Origin of the sequence: Apibacter sp. B3546, from assembly GCF_009827885.1 — a bacterium.
Lineage (GTDB): Bacteria > Bacteroidota > Bacteroidia > Flavobacteriales > Weeksellaceae > Apibacter.
The window spans coordinates 86,164-108,652 of sequence record NZ_WINW01000036.1; the positions used below are offsets into that span (position 1 = coordinate 86,164).

General features: G+C 29.9%; 16 protein-coding genes. 2 read left to right on the top strand and 14 right to left on the bottom strand.

The annotated features are described in order from the left end of the window. Positions 1–38 precede the first annotated feature (38 nt). The 8 genes from GFU93_RS08215 to GFU93_RS08250 form a co-directional block, all read right to left on the bottom strand. The gene (locus GFU93_RS08215; RefSeq protein ID WP_160568634.1) at positions 39–629 is read right to left on the bottom strand and encodes an HAD-IB family hydrolase; all 591 of its coding nucleotides are present in this window, start codon (positions 627–629) and stop codon (positions 39–41) included. Between the two features lie 44 nt (positions 630–673). After that, positions 674–1,402, bottom strand: coding sequence for an SDR family NAD(P)-dependent oxidoreductase (locus tag GFU93_RS08220; protein WP_160568636.1), 729 nt, complete (start codon positions 1,400–1,402; stop codon positions 674–676). Next, entirely contained in the window at positions 1,399–2,199 is an 801-nt protein-coding gene (locus GFU93_RS08225) for a hypothetical protein (protein ID WP_160568638.1), read from the bottom strand. The genes GFU93_RS08220 and GFU93_RS08225 overlap by 4 nt, the downstream gene beginning before the upstream one ends. A 593-nt stretch (positions 2,200–2,792) precedes the next feature. Further along, the gene (locus GFU93_RS08230; protein WP_160568640.1) at positions 2,793–4,118 is read right to left on the bottom strand and encodes an FAD-binding oxidoreductase; all 1,326 of its coding nucleotides are present in this window, start codon (positions 4,116–4,118) and stop codon (positions 2,793–2,795) included. Positions 4,119–4,122: 4 nt separating this feature from the next. Continuing rightward, positions 4,123–4,986, bottom strand: a complete 864-nt coding sequence (locus GFU93_RS08235; protein ID WP_160568642.1) for a decaprenyl-phosphate phosphoribosyltransferase — start codon at positions 4,984–4,986, stop codon at positions 4,123–4,125. Between the two features lie 91 nt (positions 4,987–5,077). Next, a complete protein-coding gene (locus GFU93_RS08240; protein WP_160568651.1) occupies positions 5,078–5,674 on the bottom strand; it encodes a ribonuclease HII in 597 nt (198 codons plus the stop codon). Then, positions 5,675–6,445, bottom strand: coding sequence for a C40 family peptidase (locus GFU93_RS08245; RefSeq protein WP_160568654.1), 771 nt, complete (start codon positions 6,443–6,445; stop codon positions 5,675–5,677). A 10-nt stretch (positions 6,446–6,455) separates the two neighbouring features. Beyond that, the gene (locus GFU93_RS08250; protein ID WP_160568656.1) at positions 6,456–7,088 is read right to left on the bottom strand and encodes an O-methyltransferase; all 633 of its coding nucleotides are present in this window, start codon (positions 7,086–7,088) and stop codon (positions 6,456–6,458) included. Between the two features lie 588 nt (positions 7,089–7,676). On the opposite strand from GFU93_RS08250, the gene GFU93_RS08255 reads away from it, so the two are divergent. Together GFU93_RS08255 and uvrA are read left to right on the top strand one after the other, a co-directional pair. Next, the gene (locus tag GFU93_RS08255; RefSeq protein WP_105296398.1) at positions 7,677–8,003 is read left to right on the top strand and encodes a YegP family protein; all 327 of its coding nucleotides are present in this window, start codon (positions 7,677–7,679) and stop codon (positions 8,001–8,003) included. A gap of 177 nt (positions 8,004–8,180) precedes the next feature. Continuing rightward, a complete protein-coding gene (gene uvrA / locus GFU93_RS08260) occupies positions 8,181–10,988 on the top strand; it encodes an excinuclease ABC subunit UvrA (protein ID WP_185150457.1) in 2,808 nt (935 codons plus the stop codon). 139 nt (positions 10,989–11,127) lie between these two features. Here uvrA and GFU93_RS08265 read toward each other — a convergent pair whose 3' ends face one another. The 6 genes from GFU93_RS08265 to GFU93_RS08290 form a co-directional block, all read right to left on the bottom strand. Beyond that, complete coding sequence (locus GFU93_RS08265) at positions 11,128–13,398, bottom strand: aconitate hydratase (RefSeq protein ID WP_160568658.1); 2,271 nt, start codon at positions 13,396–13,398, stop codon at positions 11,128–11,130. A gap of 1,499 nt (positions 13,399–14,897) precedes the next feature. Then, positions 14,898–15,401, bottom strand: a complete 504-nt coding sequence (locus GFU93_RS08270) for a cupin domain-containing protein (protein ID WP_255448670.1) — start codon at positions 15,399–15,401, stop codon at positions 14,898–14,900. Positions 15,402–15,446: 45 nt separating this feature from the next. After that, on the bottom strand, positions 15,447–16,508 hold the full coding sequence (locus GFU93_RS08275) for an alpha/beta hydrolase (RefSeq protein WP_160568660.1): 1,062 nt from the start codon (positions 16,506–16,508) through the stop codon (positions 15,447–15,449). Positions 16,509–16,518: 10 nt separating this feature from the next. Continuing rightward, on the bottom strand, positions 16,519–17,265 hold the full coding sequence (locus tag GFU93_RS08280; protein WP_160568662.1) for a carboxymuconolactone decarboxylase family protein: 747 nt from the start codon (positions 17,263–17,265) through the stop codon (positions 16,519–16,521). Between the two features lie 727 nt (positions 17,266–17,992). Next, positions 17,993–20,578 carry a TnsA endonuclease N-terminal domain-containing protein gene (locus tag GFU93_RS08285; RefSeq protein WP_160568664.1) on the bottom strand — a complete coding sequence of 862 codons (2,586 nt, stop codon included), beginning with the start codon at positions 20,576–20,578 and terminating at the stop codon, positions 17,993–17,995. Then, positions 20,578–22,290, bottom strand: coding sequence for a site-specific DNA-methyltransferase (locus GFU93_RS08290; protein ID WP_221411319.1), 1,713 nt, complete (start codon positions 22,288–22,290; stop codon positions 20,578–20,580). Before GFU93_RS08290 ends, GFU93_RS08285 begins: the two co-directional genes overlap by 1 nt. Positions 22,291–22,489: the final 199 nt, after the last annotated feature.

Consider the following 22,489-nt stretch of genomic DNA (forward strand, 5'->3'; position numbering starts at 1 on the left):
TTTACTAGTAGATTTTTTCTTCTGAACTTTCTACATTTTTATTCAAAATGACGATAAAAAGGATCTGTCGCAAGTTCTAACATATTTTTATCTCCTTTACTATCTCCAAATGCGTATATTTTGGAATAATGGGCTAATTGTATTTCATTAATTATTCTAACTACTTTCTGCTTATTATTACAATTAGGTGTAGCAAATTTACCGTTAAAAACTCCATTAATATATTCTGCTTCTGTAGAAATCAAACGTAATCCTAAATATTTTGCAAAAGGTTTAACCCATAGATCTAAGGAAGCCGTGACAATATATTTATTGGGTTCTCTTGATAACGCTCGTATGTATTCCAATGCCTTGGGTCTGATAATAGTATTTTTCCTACTTTCAAAATAACATTGAGCTAATTCTTCTAATTCTGAACGTGTTTTACCTTTTAAAAATTGAGAGATAAATTTTTGCTTAATTTTTCCTGCATCGAATATTTTAAATCTTACCAATATAAATAAAGGAATAAATTTAATAAAGACTTTTTTGTATTTATGAGGAAAAGAAAATTGTAAAAAATCAAATAAAGTATCTTTGTTTGTTAACGTTCCATCAAAGTCAAAAAGATATAATTTTTTTTCATCCATTGAAAATATGATTTGTTTAGCATTTGTTTTAAAAGTGTATTATATTACATCTTTAATTTTTTAAATATAAATTCCGGAATATTCCTTACAACTAACATTATATATCTCCAGATGCCCGTTATATATATTTTATTTTTTTTCTTCTTATATGCTTTATAGATAATGTCTGCGGCTTGTTGCGGTGAAGCGGTTAGGAGTTTAGGTAAAGCCATTCCCAAAGTCATTTTGGTATCCATAAATCCGGGAAGAACAGTCATAACATGAACATTTTTATGATAAAGATAATTACGCAAACCATCTAAATAAACCATAAATCCGGCTTTAGAACTCCCGTAAATAAAATTACTTTGCCTACCCCGAAGTCCGGCAACAGATGATAATCCGATGATAGTTCCTGATTTTTTATTTTCAAATTTTTGAGCAAAATAATTTACTAATGGTACAAGTTTAGAATAATTTATTTCAAGAATTCTTTGTGTATTATTTTCATCATATAATCCCTCTTCTGTATTTTTTCCTAAAAAACCTGTCGCACAAAATAATAAATCCGAATCAATAGAATCAAATACAGAATAATCAACATCTTTAGTTGAATCAAAATTTATAATTTCGGAATCTTGTTTAAACTTAATTAAAATATGCTTTGATAATCGTTGGGTTTCTTCCGGGTTTGACGTTATTAAATATATTTTGGGATATCTGTTTATATTGTCAGATAATAATTTATTAATAAATGCTTGAGAGATATCTGAAGTTGCTCCTAGAATTATCATTTTATTTCAGAATTGTATAATATTAAACTTTTATTCGTAATTGAATTATCTTTTTGAATGGTTTGGATATCAGGATTAATTGATCTTACAATATTAGAATTTATATAACCTGATTGTAAATAAGGATGAAAGTATTCAAATTTTTTATTAAGTAATGGAATTTTATATATGGAAACATGATCGTTACCCGTATCATTTAAAAAATATTTTAGATTTTTTCTTTCTTTTAAAATTTTTATCACTTTTGATCTATAATAAAGGTAATTTACCGGCGATTTCAATTGATATATTATATTTATTGCTAACGATAAAATACTTAACATAAAAATATAATGCAATTTGCTGGGATAAGTTTTAAAAAATAATATTAGAAATGAAAAACAAAAACAAAAAGATGCCGGAGCCAACATTCTTGTGTTTAATGATTCTATTCCTTGTGTAAATTCTGACATAAACATTAAAATGAGATATACACATCCTATAGTCAGTAATAATTGATGAAATGTGGTAACCTTACCTTTAAAAGGCATTCGATAAAACCATATATAGGATAGTAGGAAGAATAAATCTATTAACAATATACCTATCATTAAAAAAATTAATACCGTCGTCGGTTCCAGTATTTTAATTGAAAATATAGGATTAACAACATTTAGTACACCTAACAAATTATCTAATGTATGTTTCCATAGGCTATCTAAAGAGGGAGCTGATCTTATATGCTCACCAAAAAAACTTCCAAATTCCAAGTAATTATAGATTAAATATATACCGATTCCTAAAGATGAAAATAACAAATAATAAAAATAATTTTTATAAATAAGTTTATCGAAGAGATTATATTTAATTGTATAACATATAAAGTATATTGTTATTGCTATAAAAATATATAAGCCTGTATATCGTACTAAAGTTAAAAATACAGTTAAGATAACTGCCGGATAAATAATTTTAAATTTTAACTTGTTTTCTGTCAAAAATTTATTTAAATAAAAGATTAAAATATAAAAAAATGTTAAGAAAATACTTTCAGAAATAGAAAGAATATAGAGAGAAATAATAAATTTAAAAGTAACCAGTAAAGCCGTCTCCTTAAAATAAAATTTTTTAAAATATGAGAAGCTAATTATAACAGCAAAACTTAGGCAACTAATAATTCGAGAACTAAAATAAAACTCATTTGTAATAAAATATCCAATTCTTAAAACTATTGGATATCCGATAGGAAACAAATTACTTTTACCATTGGGTATATCCTTTGCAATCTTAAAATAAGATAATGAATCAGGTGTAATACCACCAAAAGGCAAAAACAAAGGTAATAAAGCAATACTTATTAATGTAATTATGATGAGAATCCAATATTTAACTTTCTTATAATCCACCATTATCAAGATAAATAATTGGTAATTCTTTTTCTTTGTAAGGAATCAAATTTACCTGTTTCAGGAACTTTGACATAGTCTATAAGTGATTTTTTGGACATGGAATCTTTGGCTAAATAAATCCTTCCCCCATAATGTTCCACTATTTCATCTAATTCCTTAACTAAAAATGGTAATTTTTTATTGATTTTAAAATCCAATGCTAAACTGTATCCGTCAATAGGAAACGAATTATGAGCATTTATATTTCCTTTTTTATATAATTTTAAAACTGCAAGGAATGAACCTTGGCCACTTTTTGCTATAGTTTTTAAAATCTCTGTCATTCCCTCTTTACCAACCTTTTTAGGTATTATAAATTGATATTGTATAAACCCATTTTTACCATAAATTCTGTTCCAATTGTTGATCGCATCTAAAGGGTAGAAAAATGTATCATAGTCTACTACATTACTTATGATTTTTTTTCTTTGTTTCAAATAATATAAAAAATTAAAAGCCTTAATAGACCATGTATTCAACACAAATGACGGAAAATCAAAAGGAACATTTAATTTTAATTTTTTCTTAGTTTGTAATGGATTTTCTTTCCATTGAGTGGGTAATTCTGACAACTTTGCATGTTCACCCACCATTAATATTGATCTCCCCATTTGGTTGCCTTTTTGTAGGCAATCAATCCATGCTACACTATACGTCCAGTTTTCACATTCCTCGAAAAATTTAAAAATTTTCTCAAGGTTTTCAGCCTTTAAAACTTTTTGTTTAATATAAGCCGTCTGTATTCTTTTTAAAGTAAATTTTGCAGAAATGATGATACCGGTTAATCCCATACCTCCAATGGTATTCCAAAATAAATCGGAATTTTCCTCACGGGAGCATTTTTTTATTTCTCCATCTTGGGTGATTATTTTGAAATCAATCAAATAATCCCCAAAACAACCTTCTGAATGATTATTTTTTCCATGAACATCAGATCCTATGGCTCCTCCAACCGTAATTAATTTAGTACCCGGTGTTACAGGTAAAAAATAACCTTCCGGAACAATTACATCAAGAATATCAGACAAAATAACTCCGGATTCACATTCAAAAATACCATTTTCTCTATCAAAGGATAAAAATTTATTTAATCGCAGAGTAGATAAAACATGATCGCTGTTTAACGAATTATCGCCATAAGACCTTCCGTTTCCCCTTGCAATAATTGAAGTACTATTTTTTATTATATTTACTATTTCTTTTACGTCAGATGTTATATGAAAATTAGTTTTAACTACCGGATATTTCCCCCAATTAGTTATATTTATTTTATTTTCAATTTCACTCATCTTTTTAATTTAAATATTTTAGTATAAAAATCATCACGATCCAAATTGCTAAGTCTATTTGGAGAAATAGGTCTCTGTAAATCATCTTGGTAGGAGATTCTGTTTTATTATATACAAAAGTTAATTGTAAATATCTTAGAATACCAATTACTGCAAACAAAGAAGTATACACAATGTAATAATGGAAGTTCATTTTTATTACAGGGTCTAAGGTATACATAATATAACAAACGACAAAAGAGGTAGAAACCATCGTAATTGCAATATCTATAAATTGGAGATTATACCCGTCTAAAGCTTTCCTAGTTTGACCTGTCAATTGAACGTTAATTAATTCACCTCTTCTCTTCCCTAAAGCCATTACTAATGCCAAGAAAAATGTAATTAATACAGCCCAAACTGATATGGGTAAATTAGTTGCATATCCCCCCATATAAATTCTCAGTAAAAAACCTATAGCAATAATTGATACATCAATAATGGCGATATGTTTTAAATTAAAGCTATAAGCTAAATTCATTATAAAGTAAACAGAAATTATTAAAATTACCCCCCAAGAATGAGTAAAATAACCAAAAAAATAGGATGCAATGACTAGAAATAGAAATACTATAATTGCATGATTAATTGGTATCTTGCCGGCTGCTAGAGGTCTATTTTTTTTTTCAGGATGCATCCTATCTTTTTCGATATCTGTATAATCATTAATTATATAAATAGAACTTGCTATAAATGAAAACGAAAAAAAGGCGATTATTGAATTTAACAATAAATTCAAATCTAATATTTTACCTGCAAAAAATATAGGAAGAAATACAAAAACATTTTTTAGCCATTGCTTGACCCTTATTAATCTTAAATAACCCACTTTTATTTTATCCCATTGATTTTATAAGTCGTAAAGATATAACATTTATGTTAATTATATATTCACAGGAATTAGCTAATAATTTTCTAATTCAGAAATTTAAGGATAATTGTTCGTCTAACAGTTTAAAAGTCTTTCTATGAAGATAAGTAATTCCATAATTTTTTATTGCTTGTCTATGAGCAGTCGTTGGGTATCCCTTGTTCTTTTTCCATAAATAATCAGGAAATTCTTCATGGAATTTATCCATTAAAAAATCTCTGTGATTTTTAGCCAAGATAGATGCAGCAGCTATATTCATATAATTAGCATCACCCTTTATAGCACAAAAATGCGGTATTTCTTTATATTTATGGAACCTATTTCCATCAACTAATAAAAATTCCGGTTGAATTTTTAATTTATCCACAGCTAAATGCATAGCTAAAAAGCTGGCATTTAAAATATTAATTTCATCAATTTTTTGTGGGGAAACTTCTGCAATTGCATAATCAATTGCATTTTGTCTAATAATACTATCTAATTCTTTTCTTTTCCTTTCACTTAGCTGTTTGGAATCATTGATTTCTTCATTAAAAAAGTCTTCAGGAAAAACGACTGCTGCTGCAACTACAGGACCTGCCAAACAGCCCCTCCCTACTTCATCCAGTGCAACTTCAAATTTATATTTTGAATATTTTAATTTCATTTAGAATATTCTTCTGATAAAACGCAACTGATGCGTATGTTTATTAAGATCTGAATTAAAAATTCCTGTATAATCTAAATTGTCAATGCGTACTTTTCCGTGGGCATGTAGAATTTTCTGATCAGGAAGTATAAACCCAACATGTATAATTTTTCCATCCTGATTTTCAAAAAAAGCAAGATCTCCCGGTTCTGCTTCTTCTATAAAACTTAATACTTGCCCTTCTAATGCTTGTTGACCGGCATCTCTTGGTAATTTATACCCGGCTAATTTATAAACCATTTGAACCAAGCCACTGCAATCAATACCATAGGTTGTTTTCCCCCCCCACAAATAGGGAGTATTTATGTATTTAAAAGCCAATTCTAAAATTTGATCTTTTTTTTGTTTTCCTTTTAACAAAGTTTCATCAATAAAAAAATGTTTATCGGGAGCTAATTTAAAAACGCTATTTTCAATAGCACCGTGAACCTCTGCACCAATAGTAACCGGAAAAGGTTGATTATTTAAAATTAATAGGCTGAAAGGCTCTGATATATATGAATGATCTTGAGAAAAATTAGCAAATTCTATCTCACTGAGAATGGAAACCTGTTTATAATCTACCCATCCTTCATAGCCATCAAAATAGATTTTAATTTTAACCCATTGTTGTTTCACTTCTAAAATCTCACATAGCTCACCAAACAACAATTGAGTAACCATTTCTGAAGAATCAGACGGTTCTTTTCGTACTGGGGCAACACTTACCTGACAAATAGATTTACTCATAAATGCAAATTTATTTTTTTCTAACAATACTTATACCATCTCTAATAGGTAAAATTAGCACTTCTAGTGATGAATCCGATCTTATAAAAGAATTGAATTCCTTTATACATTCCGTTTTTTTGTCTTTAAAATCTTGAACTACCTTTCCCTTCCATAAAATATTATCTGCTATTATTATTCCCCCTGAACGCAACTTTGGCTTAACTATCTCAACATACTTACTATAATTCTTTTTATCGGCATCCAGAAAAATCATATCAATTTCCTGATTAATTTCTTGTAAAACATTTATAGCATCATCCAAAATAAAATTAATTTTTTGGGAGTATTCTGATTTTAAAAAGTATTTTTTAGTTATATATGCCGTTTCGCGATTATTATCTACTGTTATTATTTTACCGGACTCTGAAAGTCCTTCAGCTAAACATAATGTTGAATATCCGGTAAAAGTTCCTATTTCAACAATTAAATGGGGAGAAATTAATTTCGAAATCATACTTAACAGTCTTCCTTGCAACAAACCGGACAACATATGTGGTTGTGTCGTTTTTAAAAACGTTTCTCTCCTTAATTCTTTTAATAAAGTCGGTTCTTCTGTACTGTTTTTTTCTATATAATCTTCAAGTAAAGGGGTTATCTCCATTATTTTATATTATTCTTTACAAATATAATTCGTTTCTAAAAATTCGTTACCATTAAATGGCAGTATATCTAACTAATAATTAGGATATTTAAACATAATAACATTTATATTCTATTATATAAAATGCCTTATATAAAGCAAATTATAAACAAAATTCTTTTATCAAAAATTTAATTACACATATTTTTAATGAATTTAATAACATAAATTATAATAACTTTTTAACAGTATAACATAATTTAGAAAAAACAATATTTTTATACACACAAAAGTTACAAAGAAAAAATATAACCATTAAGTATATATAAGATAAACTAAAATCATATAAAATTGCATGCAACTGGTGAAAAATGCAAAAATGTCAGTATACAATTTTGTGTACATCATTGTAAAAATTATCTTAAAAAATGTTAAAATTTAAATTATAAATTTTATTCAAAATAAGCTACAATCCTTTATTTTAGCCTATCCTATGAAATTATCACATTTTTTATCTATTGTTAAAAAATACAGAATAGTTTTGTTTATAAAATAATGGCATGATTTTTTCCTACCTTATGCCATATTAACACTAAATAGTATAACAATATGTTTGAAATTTTCAAAGACAAAGAAGGAGCTTTTTTCTTTAGATTAAAAGAAAAAAATGGTCAAATTATTCTTGAAAGTGATGGATATACACAAAAAACAAATTGTCAAAAAGGAATCAGTTCAGTAAAAAGAAATTCCAAAAATGAAGATCGTTTTGAAGTGAAACAAGCTTCCAATAAAAAATGGATGTTTAGTTTAAAATCCGGAAACGGACAATTAGTAGGGACCAGTTCTTATTTTGATTCTGAAACCGATGCTAAAAACGGTATAAGAACAGTAATGAAAACTGCACCTGTATCCGAAACAGTTGACTTGTCAAAATAATAGATTCCATAAATTGTTATCAAAAAATGAAAAAACCATCCGCTGGATGGTTTTTTTTTATAATTAATACGATACTAATTACATTTTTAAAAAATTATTTATTTCCCTACCTTTGTATATACTATATTTATAGTAAAATAGCGTTACTTTTCAATTTAGCTAATCAAATACAAACTTTTGAAAACAAATAATAAAATTAAAACACATCCAGATCAAGATGTGGTTTTCATAAAAAATGCACATCTTCATAATCTTAGAAATATAGATGTTTCCATTCCCAAAAATAAATTAACCATAATAACAGGTGTATCAGGAAGTGGAAAATCTACCCTGGCTTTTGATACCTTATATGCAGAAGGTCAAAGACGATATGTGGAAAGCCTAAGCTCCTATGCGCGGCAATTTTTAGGAAAATTAGAGAAACCTCAAGTAGATGACATTAAGGGACTTGCTCCGGCAATTGCCATTCAACAAAAAGTCATTTCAGGAAACCCTAGATCAACCGTAGGTACTTCTACTGAAATCTATGATTATTTAAGACTATTGTTTTCTCGTGTAGGTAAAACCTATTCGCCCATATCGGGACAAGAAGTGAAAAAAGATGAGGTTACAGATGTTATCGATTATATACTCTCTTTAGCGGAAGGTGGTAAATACATCTTATCTGCTCCGATTACTATGGTAGATAAAGATTTTAAAGTATTTTTAAATACTTTGAAAGGCCAAGGATATGTCAGGTTGGAAGTTGGTGGAAATATTGCTACTATTGAGGATTTGGAAAGTTTTGGATTTGTACCGGATAGCAATACCCCTATAAATTTAGTTATTGAACGTTTTTCCGTTGAACATAATGAGGAATTCTTACAAAGATTTGCTGATAGTGTTCAAATAGCTTTTTACGAAGGCAAAGGCTCTTGTTCCATTAAAAATGTTGACACTCAAGAAATTAAAACCTTTTCTAATGCATTTGAACTGGACGGAATTAAGTTTTTGGAGCCTACCATACATTTTTTTAGTTTTAATAATCCTTATGGAGCTTGTCCGGTTTGTGAAGGATATGGAAAAATTTTAGGTATTGATGAAGACCTGGTAATTCCTAACAAAAATTTATCAATCTATGAAGATGCTGTTGTTGCTTGGAGAGGAGAAAAAATGAGTGAATGGAAAGATGATTTTATTAAAAAATCATCTAAACTCAACTTTCCCATTCACAAACCGTATTTTGAATTAACAGATAAACAAAAAGATATTTTATGGAAAGGTACAGGGGATCATAGTTTTCCCAGCCTGAACCATTTCTTCAAAATGGTTGAAGAAAATACGTATAAAATTCAATACAGGGTTATGCTTTCCAGATATAGAGGCAAAACTATTTGCCCAGAATGCAAAGGAAAACGTTTACGACCTGAAACCAATTACGTTAAAATCAATGGATATTCGATTAACGATTGGATTGATTTACCTATTGACCAGTTACACGGTATAATAAAAAATTTAACGCTTAATGAATATCAACAAAAAATTGCTAAACGATTACTTTTTGAAATTAATAGCAGAATTGAATTTCTTTTAGACGTTGGCTTGGGATATTTAACTTTAAATCGAGCTTCTAATACCCTCTCAGGCGGAGAATCTCAACGAATTAATTTAGCAACTTCATTAGGAAGCAGTTTAGTAGGATCTATTTATATTTTAGATGAACCTAGTATCGGACTACATGGAAGAGATACCAACCGCTTAATCACTGTTCTGGAAAAATTAAGAGATCTGGGAAATACCGTGGTTGTAGTTGAACATGATGAGGATATTATGAAAGCTGCCGATTATTTGGTTGATATTGGACCAAAAGCCGGTAGTCTGGGAGGAAATGTCGTATTTTCTGGCACTTATTCGGAAATGATGCAAACCCATACATTAACCGCCGAATATTTAAATGGTGAAAAGAAAATTGAAATACCTAAAACTCGAAGAAAAACTAAAGAATTTATTGAAATAACAGGAGCCAGACAAAATAATTTAAAAGGCATTGATGTTAAATTACCCTTACACTGCTTAACGGTTATAACCGGAGTAAGCGGTTCAGGTAAAAGTACTTTAATGAAAAATATCTTAACTCCTGCATTACAAAGAAAATTGGGAATAAACGGTGATAAACCCGGTAATTTTTCTGAATTAAAGGGAAATTGGAAGGAAATTAAACATCTAGAACTGATTGACCAAAATCCAATTGGAAAATCTTCTCGATCCAACCCGGCCACCTATGTTAAGGCTTTTGACGATATACGCGATTTATTTTCCAAGCAAAAACTAAGTAAGCTTAACAATTTTAAACCGAAACATTTTTCATTCAATGTAGAGGGCGGACGTTGTGAAACTTGTTTAGGAGAAGGATTTATAACTGTTGAAATGCAGTTTATGGCAGATATTGAATTAGAATGCGAAACCTGTCATGGCAAAAGATTTAAGCAAGATGTTTTGGAAGTTAAATATGAAGGTAAAAATATTGCTGACGTCTTAGAAATGACCATTGACGAGGCCATAACCTTTTTTAATGAACACAATCAGGATAAAATTGCAACTAAATTGCAACCCTTACAAGATGTGGGCTTAGGTTATTTGGAATTAGGACAATCATCCGGTACACTATCCGGAGGAGAAGCTCAACGAATTAAAATAGCTTCATTTTTGGTAAAAGGTAATTCTTCCGAAAATACCTTATTTATTTTTGATGAACCAAGTACCGGCTTGCATTTTGATGACATAAATAAATTACTAAAATCATTTAATGCATTAATTGAGAAAGGCCACAGTGTTATGGTTATTGAACATCATCCGGATATTATCAAATGTGCAGATTATCTGGTTGATATCGGACCGGATGCCGGAATTAATGGAGGAAATATTGTCTTTCAAGGTACTCCTGAAGAAATTATTAAATGCAAAGAATCTTATACCGGACAATTTTTAAAAGAAAAGTTTAACTAATAATGATACGTACACCTTGTTTACACGTTTAAATGTTTATTTAAAAATGACAAAATTTTAGTAATCAATCATTATATTATTAAAAGAAAAAACACCGGAATAAACCAGTGTTTTTTTATGATTGTTTTTTTATTTTTTATTAAATCTTACCCTCATTTTTCTTAATTAAATTTAATGCTGAACCTGCTTTAAACCATTCGATTTGTCCATTATTATAAGTATGATTAGCTATGATATTTTCTCTAGTTCCATCAGAATGAACTAATTCAATAGTAATAGGTTTTCCGGGAGAAAATTGATCTAAATCTAAAAAATTAAATAAATCATCTTCCTGAATTTTATCGTAATCTTCGGGGTTAGCAAAAGTTAAAGCTAACATCCCCTGCTTTTTTAAATTTGTTTCATGTATTCTTGCAAAGGATTTAACCAAAACGGCTCTTACTCCTAAATGACGAGGCTGCATAGCAGCATGTTCTCTTGATGATCCTTCTCCATAATTATAATCTCCTACCACTATAGTAGGAACTCCATCTGCTTTATATTTTCTTGCCGAATCAGGAACAGCCATATATTCTCCTGTATCTTCATTCTTAACTTTATTAGTTTCCATGTTAAAAGCATTTACAGCACCAATCAAAGTATTATTTGAAATATTGTCTAAATGCCCTCTGTATTTTAACCAAGGTCCGGCCATAGAAATATGGTCTGTAGTACATTTTCCATAAGCTTTAATCAGCAATCTCATTCCGGTAATATTTTTACCGTCCCATGCAGGGAAGCTTTCTAACAACTGTAATCTTTCTGAAGTAGGTGAAACTTGAACCTGTATTTCGGAACCATCTTCGGCAGGTTTTTGATATCCCGGATCATCTACTTCAAATCCTCTCGGTGGAAGCTCAAATCCTTGCGGTTCGTCCAACATAAACTCTTCTCCTTGATCGTTTATCAATTTATCTTTTCTAGGATCAAAACTTAGATCTCCTGCAATAGCCAATGCAGTAACTAATTCCGGAGAAGCTACAAATGCATATGTATTAGGATTTCCATCTGCTCTTTTGGCAAAATTTCTATTGAAAGAATGCACAATAGTATTCTTTTGTTGTTTTTCTGCCCCTTCTCTAGCCCATTGTCCAATACATGGTCCACATGCATTTGCAAAGACTTTGCCTCCAATTTTATCGAAAACAGCTAAATATCCGTCTCTTTCTACGGTATAACGTACCAATTCCGATCCCGGTGTTATGGTATATTCTGCTTTAGGACTAATCTTTTTATCTGCTGCTTGTTTCGCTATCGAGGCTGCTCTTGAAATATCTTCATAAGAAGAATTGGTACAAGAACCTATCAATCCGACATCTACTTTTAAAGGCCATCCATTTTTTTCAGCTACTTCTTTAATTCGAGATATAGGTGTTGCTATATCCGGAGAAAATGGACCATTGAGATGAGGCTCTAAAGAAGTTAAATCAATTTCAAAAACTTGGTCATAATATTTTTCCGGGTTCTCATAAACTTCTTTATCGGAACGAAGTTCCTCTTTAATTTTATCTGCCATGTCTGCAACTTCAGTACGTCCGGTAGCTTTTAGATATTTTGACATATTTTCGTCGTAAGCAAATATTGAAGTAGTTGCTCCTACTTCCGCTCCCATGTTACAAATAGTTCCTTTTCCGGTAGCCGATAATGATTCTGCTCCTTCTCCGAAGTATTCTATGATACATCCGGTACCTCCTTTTACGGTCAAAAGACCTGTTACTTCCAATATGATATCTTTAGGTGCAGTCCAGCCATTGAGTTTACCTTTAAGATGAATTCCAATTAATTTTGGAAATTTTAATTCCCAAGACATTCCCGCCATAACGTCGACCGCATCAGCTCCTCCAACTCCAATGGCAACCATTCCTAAACCACCTGCATTCGGAGTATGGGAATCAGTTCCTATCATCATTCCTCCCGGAAATGCATAATTTTCAAGAATTACCTGATGTATAATTCCCGCTCCGGGTTTCCAAAATCCTATATTGTATTTGTTGGAAACAGACGATAGAAAATTATATACTTCATTATTTTTATTGATTGCCTCTTGCAAGTCTTTATCGGCTCCAACTCTGGCCTGAATTAAATGATCGGCATGAACGGTAGAAGGCACCGCTACCTTTTTCTTACCGGCTTGCATAAATTGTAATAAGGCCATTTGCGCAGTAGCATCCTGCATAGCTACTCTATCCGGTGCAAAATCTACATAAGATTCTCCTCTTTTATATGCTTCAGATGGATTTCCATCAAACAAATGTGAATATAATATTTTTTCAGAATATGTCAGAGGCCTCCCCACTACTTTTCGCGCCATTCCAACCTTTAACTGAAAGCGATTATATACCGCTTTTATCATATCTAAATCAAAAATCATATAGTAAATTTATTTTTTGCTTTGTTAATTTTATGTAACATTTAAATTTTACTTTGCTATTGCTGTTTAATGACAGCCTTTTAATAAAACAAGTATTTTTAAAGGAAAATTTATCTGCTAGGTTTTTAAATATACAATTTTAAAATCAATATATACGATGTTTTAATTTTTTGACAGATATTTATAAAGATTCTAAATAATTTTAAGATATATTACAGGTATTATATTAAATAAAGCACTTTATATATAAATTTATTTGATATAAGAATTTATTTTTTTTATTCAATTTATACACATTTATTAATATTTAAATATAACTAATTAAATATACTGTAAAACTATTTATAATTTAAAGAAAAGAGGCTGTTATTAACATATGTTTAAAATTATTCAAGTGTTATAAACGGAATTATTTGCCTATAAATTTAAAGCTTTAAACAAAGAATGAGAATATAAATTTAATCGATTAAATTTTAAATGGATTATCAATTAAAAGCTCCCTTTTTTTAAAAAAAGAGAGCTTTAACTACACTAATTAGTTGTTTACATATAACAATAGGTGCTTAATAATATTATAAAATTTGTACGAGGCAAAGATATTCTATTATTGTAACATTAAATTGAGGAATCCCGTAATTATAATTTTTTTTATAATAAAATTTTTAAAAATTAAAATTTATGAATCTCTAATAAATTATAATATCTTCTTAAAACTCCTTATAATGCTTAAATAATTCATCATAAATTTATTTTACAAGTATATATTTACAGATAAAAAATATATTTTTATGAAATAAATCATATCTAAAAAATCTCAATAAATATGTAAAGAGATATGGATTTTAGTTAATTACTTATGTATAAATACGATTTTTCTTACTATTCGATAATTAAAAATACAACAAAAATGAATAATATTATATTTAGATAAATATATTATTTTTAAAAAACAATTATCATATAATTTTATAATATTTACATATATTGCAAATTATATTACCATATATTTTTGTAATTGCTATTACAATTATATTAAAAATTGAGATTATATATTTATTTAAACGGTTAAACTTGTCTCTGATTTTCATCTTTATAAATATTATTTCAATTCTGACAATTATTTATAATTTAACTTTATTTTTTCATTTATATAGATTTTATATTTCAGATGTTTTTATGATTATAAAAAATTTATTTTTAAGATTGAAATAATATTTTACCTTATATATAACTAATAATAATGATTGTTTACTATTTTTTTTACTATATGATCATTTTGTCTTTTTTAAAATCTTTTTATGAAAACAGATGTAATAATATTATTCGACGCATATAATTGTTACCTTATTTAGGCTGCAAAATGAAAAATTTAAATTTATTATCCTGAACTTGATGATATTCTTTTTGTATAGGATTTAATTTATTCGAATATTTTAACAACTAGCAGCAGTATATATTATCGATAAAATGGAATAGAATATAAAATATTACCTTTTAAATTAAAAATCCCCGCTAAAATATTCTTTATCGGTAACCGGATGAAGCCACACAGCCCCGCCTAAATTGCTATTAGTTCCAATGGCAATATGTGTCATGGACTGATCTTTTGAAGCTCCATGCCAATGCTCAATATCACGCGTACATTTTATTACGTCTCCTTTTTTAATAATTTCAACGGGCTTACCTTTTTCTTGATACCATCCTTCCCCTTCAGTTATCAATAATATTTGGCCTCCAGGGTGATAATGCCAATGAGTTCTTGCTCCCGGCTCAAAACTTACAGAACCAATTACAACATTATAAACGCTATCGGATGGAGCTAAATATGTTAACCATACGTTTCCTGTAAAATGCTCATTGGAAACCTTAGTTCCTTTAGGAAAAATCGCCGACACTTCCCGTGCATCCAATCTATTACTTTGTCGGGTACTCCTACACGCCATTAATAATAATAAAGTACATAAAAGTATTCCTTGAAAAAATGAGCTCCTAATTTGATTCATGGTTTATTAAATTTTAAAAAAACTTGATGATTTATCCACTACTTTTTAAAGGTTTTTCTTATAAAATTCAACTAATTTATTTACTGCTTGAGATACGTATTCAGACTTCCAATAGGTTTGTATATGAGTTGCCCCTTCAATTTGGAATAACTCCTTATTTTTTGCATTAATAGCCTTAGAAAAAGCTTCTTCGGTCATGTATTTGGTATCTGCTTTACTTCCAGCAATCATTACTAATGGCTGATTAAGTAATTCTATTTGATCGGTCGCATCCCACGCCATTAAATATATAAGGCTACTAGTAGTGTAAAGAAAAGTTGAATTGGGATGCGCATGAGTTCGGTAATAATATACAAATCCTTCACGATATAAATCCGTAGGAGTTTTATTAATCTCTTCATCCGTAACACTAGCTACTCCCGAATACAAAATTTTTCCTCCGGATGCTTCTTGGGCTCGAGCCTCGGATGCTTGTTTTAAACGTTCTTGAATCGTACTGATTTGTGAGTTCCGGAATCCATTGCGTCGTACTTCTCCCGAATTAAACATACTAAGAGTGGCTATAGCTTTTAATCTTTTATCTGTTTGAGCCGCCTTAAGAGTATACCCACCGCCCCCGCAAATTCCCAGAGCTCCGATACGATTGGCGTCAACTCCGGGGTATTGAGAAATGTAGTCTGCCATGCCATGAATATCTTCGGTGCGATAGGCCGGATTATCCGTATGACGAGGCTCTCCCCCACTGGCTCCTTGATAGGCTGCATCGGCAGCTATGGTAATATAACCTGCTTCTGCTAGTTTTTGCGCATAAAGTCCGGCAGTTTGTTCTTTCACTCCCCCGTTAGGATGGGCTACCACTACAGCCGGATATTTTTTTGAAGACTCGTAATGGGCCGGAGTATAAACATTAGCCGCTATTTCAATTCCATGTAATTTATAGGTAACCGGATGTATATTTACTTTTCCCGGTTCATTTTTTCGGATCGCACCTTCATAAACTAAGGTAAACGAATTTTGTTGATCGTTTTTATGAGACGATTGTGCTTGCATTGCATCAGCCCCTACTAATGATGTTGCAATAGCTAATATTGAGGTTAATTTATTCATGATTAAAATGTTATGTATTTTTTTCTTGCTGTTCAACTATTTCATTTACAATTTTTCGCACAGAGGCAGCTTCTTTTCTTTTTAAAGTTGTTTTTATTATAGTTGTAAATTGTTGAAGTTGTCGGGGAGACCAACCTACATTAAGACAGATATTTAAATGGGAACGAAGCATAGGTTCTGCTTTTCCAATTGCACTAATAGCTGAAATGGTAACTAACTCCCTTTCAGCATAAGTAAGAATATTTCTTTCAAAAATATCGGCAAATAAATGTTCTTTCAAAAAGGTATCAATTATCGGAGCAAATGCTGAATAACCACTAAGTTTTTCAGGTTGTTGGGTTTTAGTCAATTCTTCCAGTATCCTTTTTCCTCTTTCATATTTGTTTTCGTTCCTCTTAATGGGAGAAATATCTTTTCCATCTATGTCTTTTATGCCTTGATTTTTACGATCCTCAATCACTTCCATAAAGGTTTGTAATCCCCGAATACTTCGCGGAAATCCACAATAGGCATATAAATGTACCAAGATCTCTTTGATTTCATTTACTGTTAAACCGGAGTTAAGCCCATTATTTAACGCTTTTTTAATTTGAGATAAGTCTCCTTTAGCTGTATAGTTCGATATAATTATTATACTCTGCTGCCTGGAATTCAAAAGAGTATCCTGTATTTTATTGTTATATTGTGATTTAAGATGGCTAACCATACCAATGACAATAAATAAAAACAGTATGGTTTTATGATATATTATTTTCATCATTTAAATACACGCAATTGTTAACATGATGGATCTTTTTAAAATTTAATTACTTCATCTCTACCTATAATCTAATTGCAATGATTATACCTTTATAATTTTTAAATCGTTGATAAAGACACCGATGGTATTCTTTAAACTGTTTTTATTTCATAAACAAATTATATTTAATGTTAATCATGTTAATTAACATTGATAGAGCTAATGTAAATTTCTGATTTTAAATCATCTTAATTTGTATACTGATTACCTTTATTTCTACCAATATAACTGATTTCAAAATGGATTAATTTTCAAAAGAGAGGAGATACTTATAGGTGTAGAAATTAGAGTTATTAAAAATATAAAAGCACCGAAAAAATAATTTGGAGCTTAGAGTTATTATGCTCAAGTTTAATTTCTTTTTTAAATAGTAAAATAAAGAGCTAATTAAATACTAATCCGGTGTCCATCTCCAGCCTACTTATACTGTTTTTATATTCAAAACTAAGTCTAACACTTTATTTAAATATTTTTTTATCCATCTTTTTGATTAATATTATATCATACTAAAAAAACAAAGTCTTTTATAGTTAAGGTTGAATTTTTCAACAATTAACTCTAAAGTTTCTTCAAACTTAATTTTAGACTAATAATATTCTAAATATTTTAAAAAAGACATAATAAAATACGATAAATGTAATCCAGCATTGTCTTATTTATAAATAAATGTTTTTATGAAATAACTTTAAAATTTAATTGTTGGATTACTTGATTGTATAATTTCATATCTCATTTTGTTTGCATCAGCCAATTGTTTAGCATATTCACTTTTAGCTTTTACCACTTCATCATCAATCATATAATCAGCTTTCACTTCTAATATAACATATGAACCATCTTTGAGCAATACTAGAAAGTCAGGATAATAACTGCGTAATGTATGCGAAACATTATCTATATAATGTATTACAAAATCAGATTGGCCATTTGCTAACATGCCTGTAAACCATACTTTGTCTACCTTGTTTTCATTAAGCAATGTTTGGAATAATGTTTTTTCTGGAACACTATCAAAACAATAATTGTCAAGATGGAACGATTTGTTTTTGAAAGGTTTGTATTTATTGTCTTCTAAACTTGCTAAGAGTTCAGGCTTAACCTTCATTTGGTAAAATCCTTCTTTTGGTGCTTTGACTAAATCAACTTTTATTTCATCCGTAGAGGTAAATTCCTGTATATCCCAATAATAATTGAATAGTTTGGGTATAACCCAATCGTATAACAATTCATTATAGTCATTTACCCATTTTAAAACTTCATCAAGCCTTTGTTTGGATTCTTGTAATATTTGTTTTATAAGTGTTGGTTTGAGATTCAAATATCGTGATATTTCACCGATTAATAATAATGTTGAATATTTAAATTTCTCTTTTATATAAGTAATATCTTTAGAATATCTTTTTTTTGATAAATCGGTAATTGATCTTTCTGTTTGAATAATCCTATACCTTTCAATATCAACCTTTTCAAATTCAAAGTCTATACCCTCATTAAGTTTTCGTTCTTTCAGTTTGTATAATTTCTTAACCTGTTTTAATTTCAATTCTACTGGTGGTGGAACGAAACGAACCTCAACTAATTCTTTGTCATCGTTTTCTCCTTTTAAATCATCAATCGTTAGTCTGAAATTTTCTTCCAATTCAGCATTCAAAATATCAACGTTTTCTTTGGATAGGAATACCATGGCTGTTTCTTGATACCCTGTGATTTTACGCAAACAACGCATTGTCGCCTGAAGTACAAATATCTTTGACTTAGGGCATCGATGCATACCCACACCAAATAATGAACGACAGTTCCAACCCTCTTTTCCTTTGTTTACAAGAAGAACGAATTGTTTCTCTGAGCTTATGGTGTCCAAATTAATAAACTCTCTTAAATCATCATTATTTGTGATAGTTGCATCACCTACATTTACAAGAATTTTTGAAATTGGTATATTCAATTCTATTAATACCTGCTCAACTGCAGGGCGTAATTCATTTTGAAGTTCATCTATTGAACTTGCAAAGAATGCTATTTTAGGTAACATCCCTTCAAAGCGTTTCCCATCATAAGCATCCCAAAATTTAGTAATTGAATATCTTACAAATGCTTGTGTTTGACTTCTTATATTTTCAAATTCTTCTACTTTGACTTTTTTCAAATACTTGTTATCAATCGCATCTTTCAAACCGTAATAATAAACTACCTCAGGTAATAAACGTTTACCAACGTAAGGAGTTCCTGTATAATTGTAACAGCCTACAATGTGAGTTCCTGCGTAATTCAAACTTTCTGCTAACTTATTGATAGTGTTTCGTAAACTTGTAGCCTTGTTGGGATCAAAATCTTTCTTTAAGGTACTACCAAATACATGGTGAGCTTCATCAACATAAATACCTAACTGAGAAATACGCCTTAAGGATTCAAAACGTTGATTTGTAAGGAGATTGTGTTCATTTAGTTCTTCACCATACAAGTCTTCTCCCATTTTTAAAAATGCATGGGTTCGATCACTGAATAATTGTTGAGTTTGAGTTTGCTCTTTTTGTTGCCTTCTCAGAATTATTTTTTGAGTATTGGATATGATAATATTAAATCTTGAACCTTCGAGCAGATTCAATGTAAGTCCTGTGTCATCCAAAAAATGGAATTTTATATTTTCTATAAAATTGACATATTCAGGAGGTACAACTTTTGATTTGTCAAAAGTTTGAATCTCTTTTAGTGATTGTAAAACAGTCTTGTCTGGTGCAAATACCAAAGCATTATGACAAAATTTTGGGTCTTTGGGAAATTTATTTGCTAATAGGAATTCATAAAAGATCGATGTAGCCATCAGAACAGTCTTCCCTAGCCCCATTGTGAGAGAAAAGATATAGTTGGGATACTCTTGTTTGAATTCTTCTATTTGATTAAAGACTGCTTGATAAAGATCCTTATTTTCATCGAAGTTAAATTCGTTTTCAAATAAATCTATTTGTCCTTTAGAACTTAATCCCGTGGTTTCTCTGTATTTAAACTCATTTTTTTTATAAACCCATTCTATAAATATTTCGTTCAAATGCTTGTTTTCACAAAACTCTTTTAGGAAAACATACATTTCCAAGGCTTCAAATTGTGGTTTGCGAAGATAGGCTTCAACATTTTCTTCAGGATTATTAAAAATTAAATATTTCTTAGTTATTCCTTTAAATTCTTTATATATCCGTTTCCTTTCTTGTGAAATGAATAAGTTCAAATACCGATAAAAGGGAAAATCAATATGTGATGATTTTTTCTTTGCCATTATTTAATAGTCTTTTCAAAAGTTTCACTCAAAAGGTCTGTTATTTTGATATGGATTGTACCCGAATCTTTTGGTATATCATAGACTCCCTTTACCAATTCATTTTTCTCCGGTATATCAACAATCTGAGGTTCGAAAATAGAACCATCATAATTGAAGTCTATCATTATACTTTCTGTCATTTCTTTCCAATTCTCTACATTTTCTTTTTGGATGGAAAGTTTTTGAAGTAAATTCATTGGATAGAATTCACGAACCAACAAACGATTACCCTCGATACTGATTTCAGCATCGCTGTCATGTTTGAATTCTAAGTTCGATTTATCCCTCAAAACATCCACTATTTTCACATCTAATGGAAAGGGTACTTGTTCTTTCAAATGTGCTGCCAAGTCGGGTTCGTGTCCCATACACACCAAAAGAATGGCTTCAACAGGTTTGTTTGGGCTTTCATTGTGACGTTTTTCAAATGTTTTGTAATCGAAATTAACTATTAGTTCATTCAGGTCGGCACGTGTAGCAATACGATTTACAGGCATCACTTTTACAAAACGTCCATCTTTTTCACCATCATACAACATGCTGTTTGGCATGGGTTGTACTTCTAATGCCTTTAGCAACAAATCTTTTGCTTCGATAGGATTACGAAAAACATCGTAATTGTTAACATTGTAGACATGAAAACCTGTATAGTAATTTTCTATCTTACTCTCATCATCAAAGTCTATTGTTGTTTGTTGACTACCTAATTCATTAGCTAACTTAACTAAACGTTTAGTCGTAATCTGAACAGCACCAAGATTGATATCAGCACCAATAAAGCGTCTACCAAGTTTTAATGCTGCAACTTGGGTAGTTCCACTACCCATAAAACAGTCAAAAATGATATCACCTTTGTTTGAACCCATTTTGATAATCCTGTCAAGTAAAGCTTCGGGTTTTTGCGTTGGATATCCATTCCTTTCTTCTGCAACAGGATTAACGGCATAAACATCTGTCCAAATGTCTTGCAATTTAATACCTTCCATTTCATCAAGGTACTGTTTATATTGTATACGACCATCCATATTCTCAGGGAATATTAATCTTCCTTCTGCTTCAAATTGCTCCATTTTTTCTTTTGTCCATTTATACCCATTCGCATGGGGTAAGTACCCCTTATATGAATAGTATAAATTGGGACGAGCCCCTGGGTTGCCTGTTGGAATTGGAATATACAATCTTCCATTTTCATCTTTTCGTGCTCTTTTTAAATATTTCTCATCATATTCATGGTATTGCATATTAAATACATAATCACTTGTTTTAGAATACCAATATATTGTGTCATGTAAAGTCCCACATCTTTTACTTGATAATCCTGTTGATGTACTTCTTTTCCAAATAATTTCATTAATAAAATTATTATTCCCAAAGACCTCTTCAAGTAACATCCTTAATAAGTAACTTTTACTATCATCACAATGAAGAAAAATAGAACCTGTATCAGATAATAGTTCTCTTAACAGAATTAATCGTTCATACATAAATTGAAGATATTCGTCATTTGTCCAAATATCTGTATATTGTTTTTCCTCAAATGCGTTTGCATCATTTTGGATATTCTTTCCTTTTAGGGATATCTTTTTTTTGTAATCAGCTTTACTATCAAATGGCGGGTCTATATAAATTAAATCTACCTGTCCACGATATTTTTTCAAAAGATGAGACATCACTTGTAAGTTATCACCCCAAAAGATTTTATTCATCCAACCATCGGTTTCTTCACCATGTTGTTCCTTCAATTGTGCAGGGTAATATTGCGTACTTGTAAAAGGACGTTTACCCTTCCATCTCAACATGGGATAACCTTTGATAGGTTCAAATTTAAATTTTTCAACCGAATCTATTTTTCGTTCTGCATTCAGATTT

Excerpts from the sequence above, each read along its gene's own strand:
- GFU93_RS08215 (WP_160568634.1), bottom strand. The coding sequence starts at position 629 with ATGGATGAAAAAAAATTATATCTTTTTGACTTTGATGGAACGTTAACA.
- GFU93_RS08220 (WP_160568636.1), bottom strand. The coding sequence starts at position 1,402 with ATGATAATTCTAGGAGCAACTTCAGATATCTCTCAAGCATTTATTAAT.
- GFU93_RS08230 (WP_160568640.1), bottom strand. The coding sequence starts at position 4,118 with ATGAGTGAAATTGAAAATAAAATAAATATAACTAATTGGGGGAAATAT.
- GFU93_RS08240 (WP_160568651.1), bottom strand. The coding sequence starts at position 5,674 with ATGAAATTAAAATATTCAAAATATAAATTTGAAGTTGCACTGGATGAA.
- GFU93_RS08245 (WP_160568654.1), bottom strand. The coding sequence starts at position 6,445 with ATGAGTAAATCTATTTGTCAGGTAAGTGTTGCCCCAGTACGAAAAGAA.
- GFU93_RS08250 (WP_160568656.1), bottom strand. The coding sequence starts at position 7,088 with ATGGAGATAACCCCTTTACTTGAAGATTATATAGAAAAAAACAGTACA.
- GFU93_RS08255 (WP_105296398.1), top strand. The coding sequence starts at position 7,677 with ATGTTTGAAATTTTCAAAGACAAAGAAGGAGCTTTTTTCTTTAGATTA.
- GFU93_RS08265 (WP_160568658.1), bottom strand. The coding sequence starts at position 13,398 with ATGATTTTTGATTTAGATATGATAAAAGCGGTATATAATCGCTTTCAG.
- GFU93_RS08270 (WP_255448670.1), bottom strand. The coding sequence starts at position 15,401 with ATGAATCAAATTAGGAGCTCATTTTTTCAAGGAATACTTTTATGTACT.
- GFU93_RS08275 (WP_160568660.1), bottom strand. The coding sequence starts at position 16,508 with ATGAATAAATTAACCTCAATATTAGCTATTGCAACATCATTAGTAGGG.
- GFU93_RS08280 (WP_160568662.1), bottom strand. The coding sequence starts at position 17,265 with ATGAAAATAATATATCATAAAACCATACTGTTTTTATTTATTGTCATT.
- GFU93_RS08285 (WP_160568664.1), bottom strand. The coding sequence starts at position 20,578 with ATGGCAAAGAAAAAATCATCACATATTGATTTTCCCTTTTATCGGTAT.
- GFU93_RS08290 (WP_221411319.1), bottom strand. The coding sequence starts at position 22,290 with ATGTCTCATCTTTTGAAAAAATATCGTGGACAGGTAGATTTAATTTAT.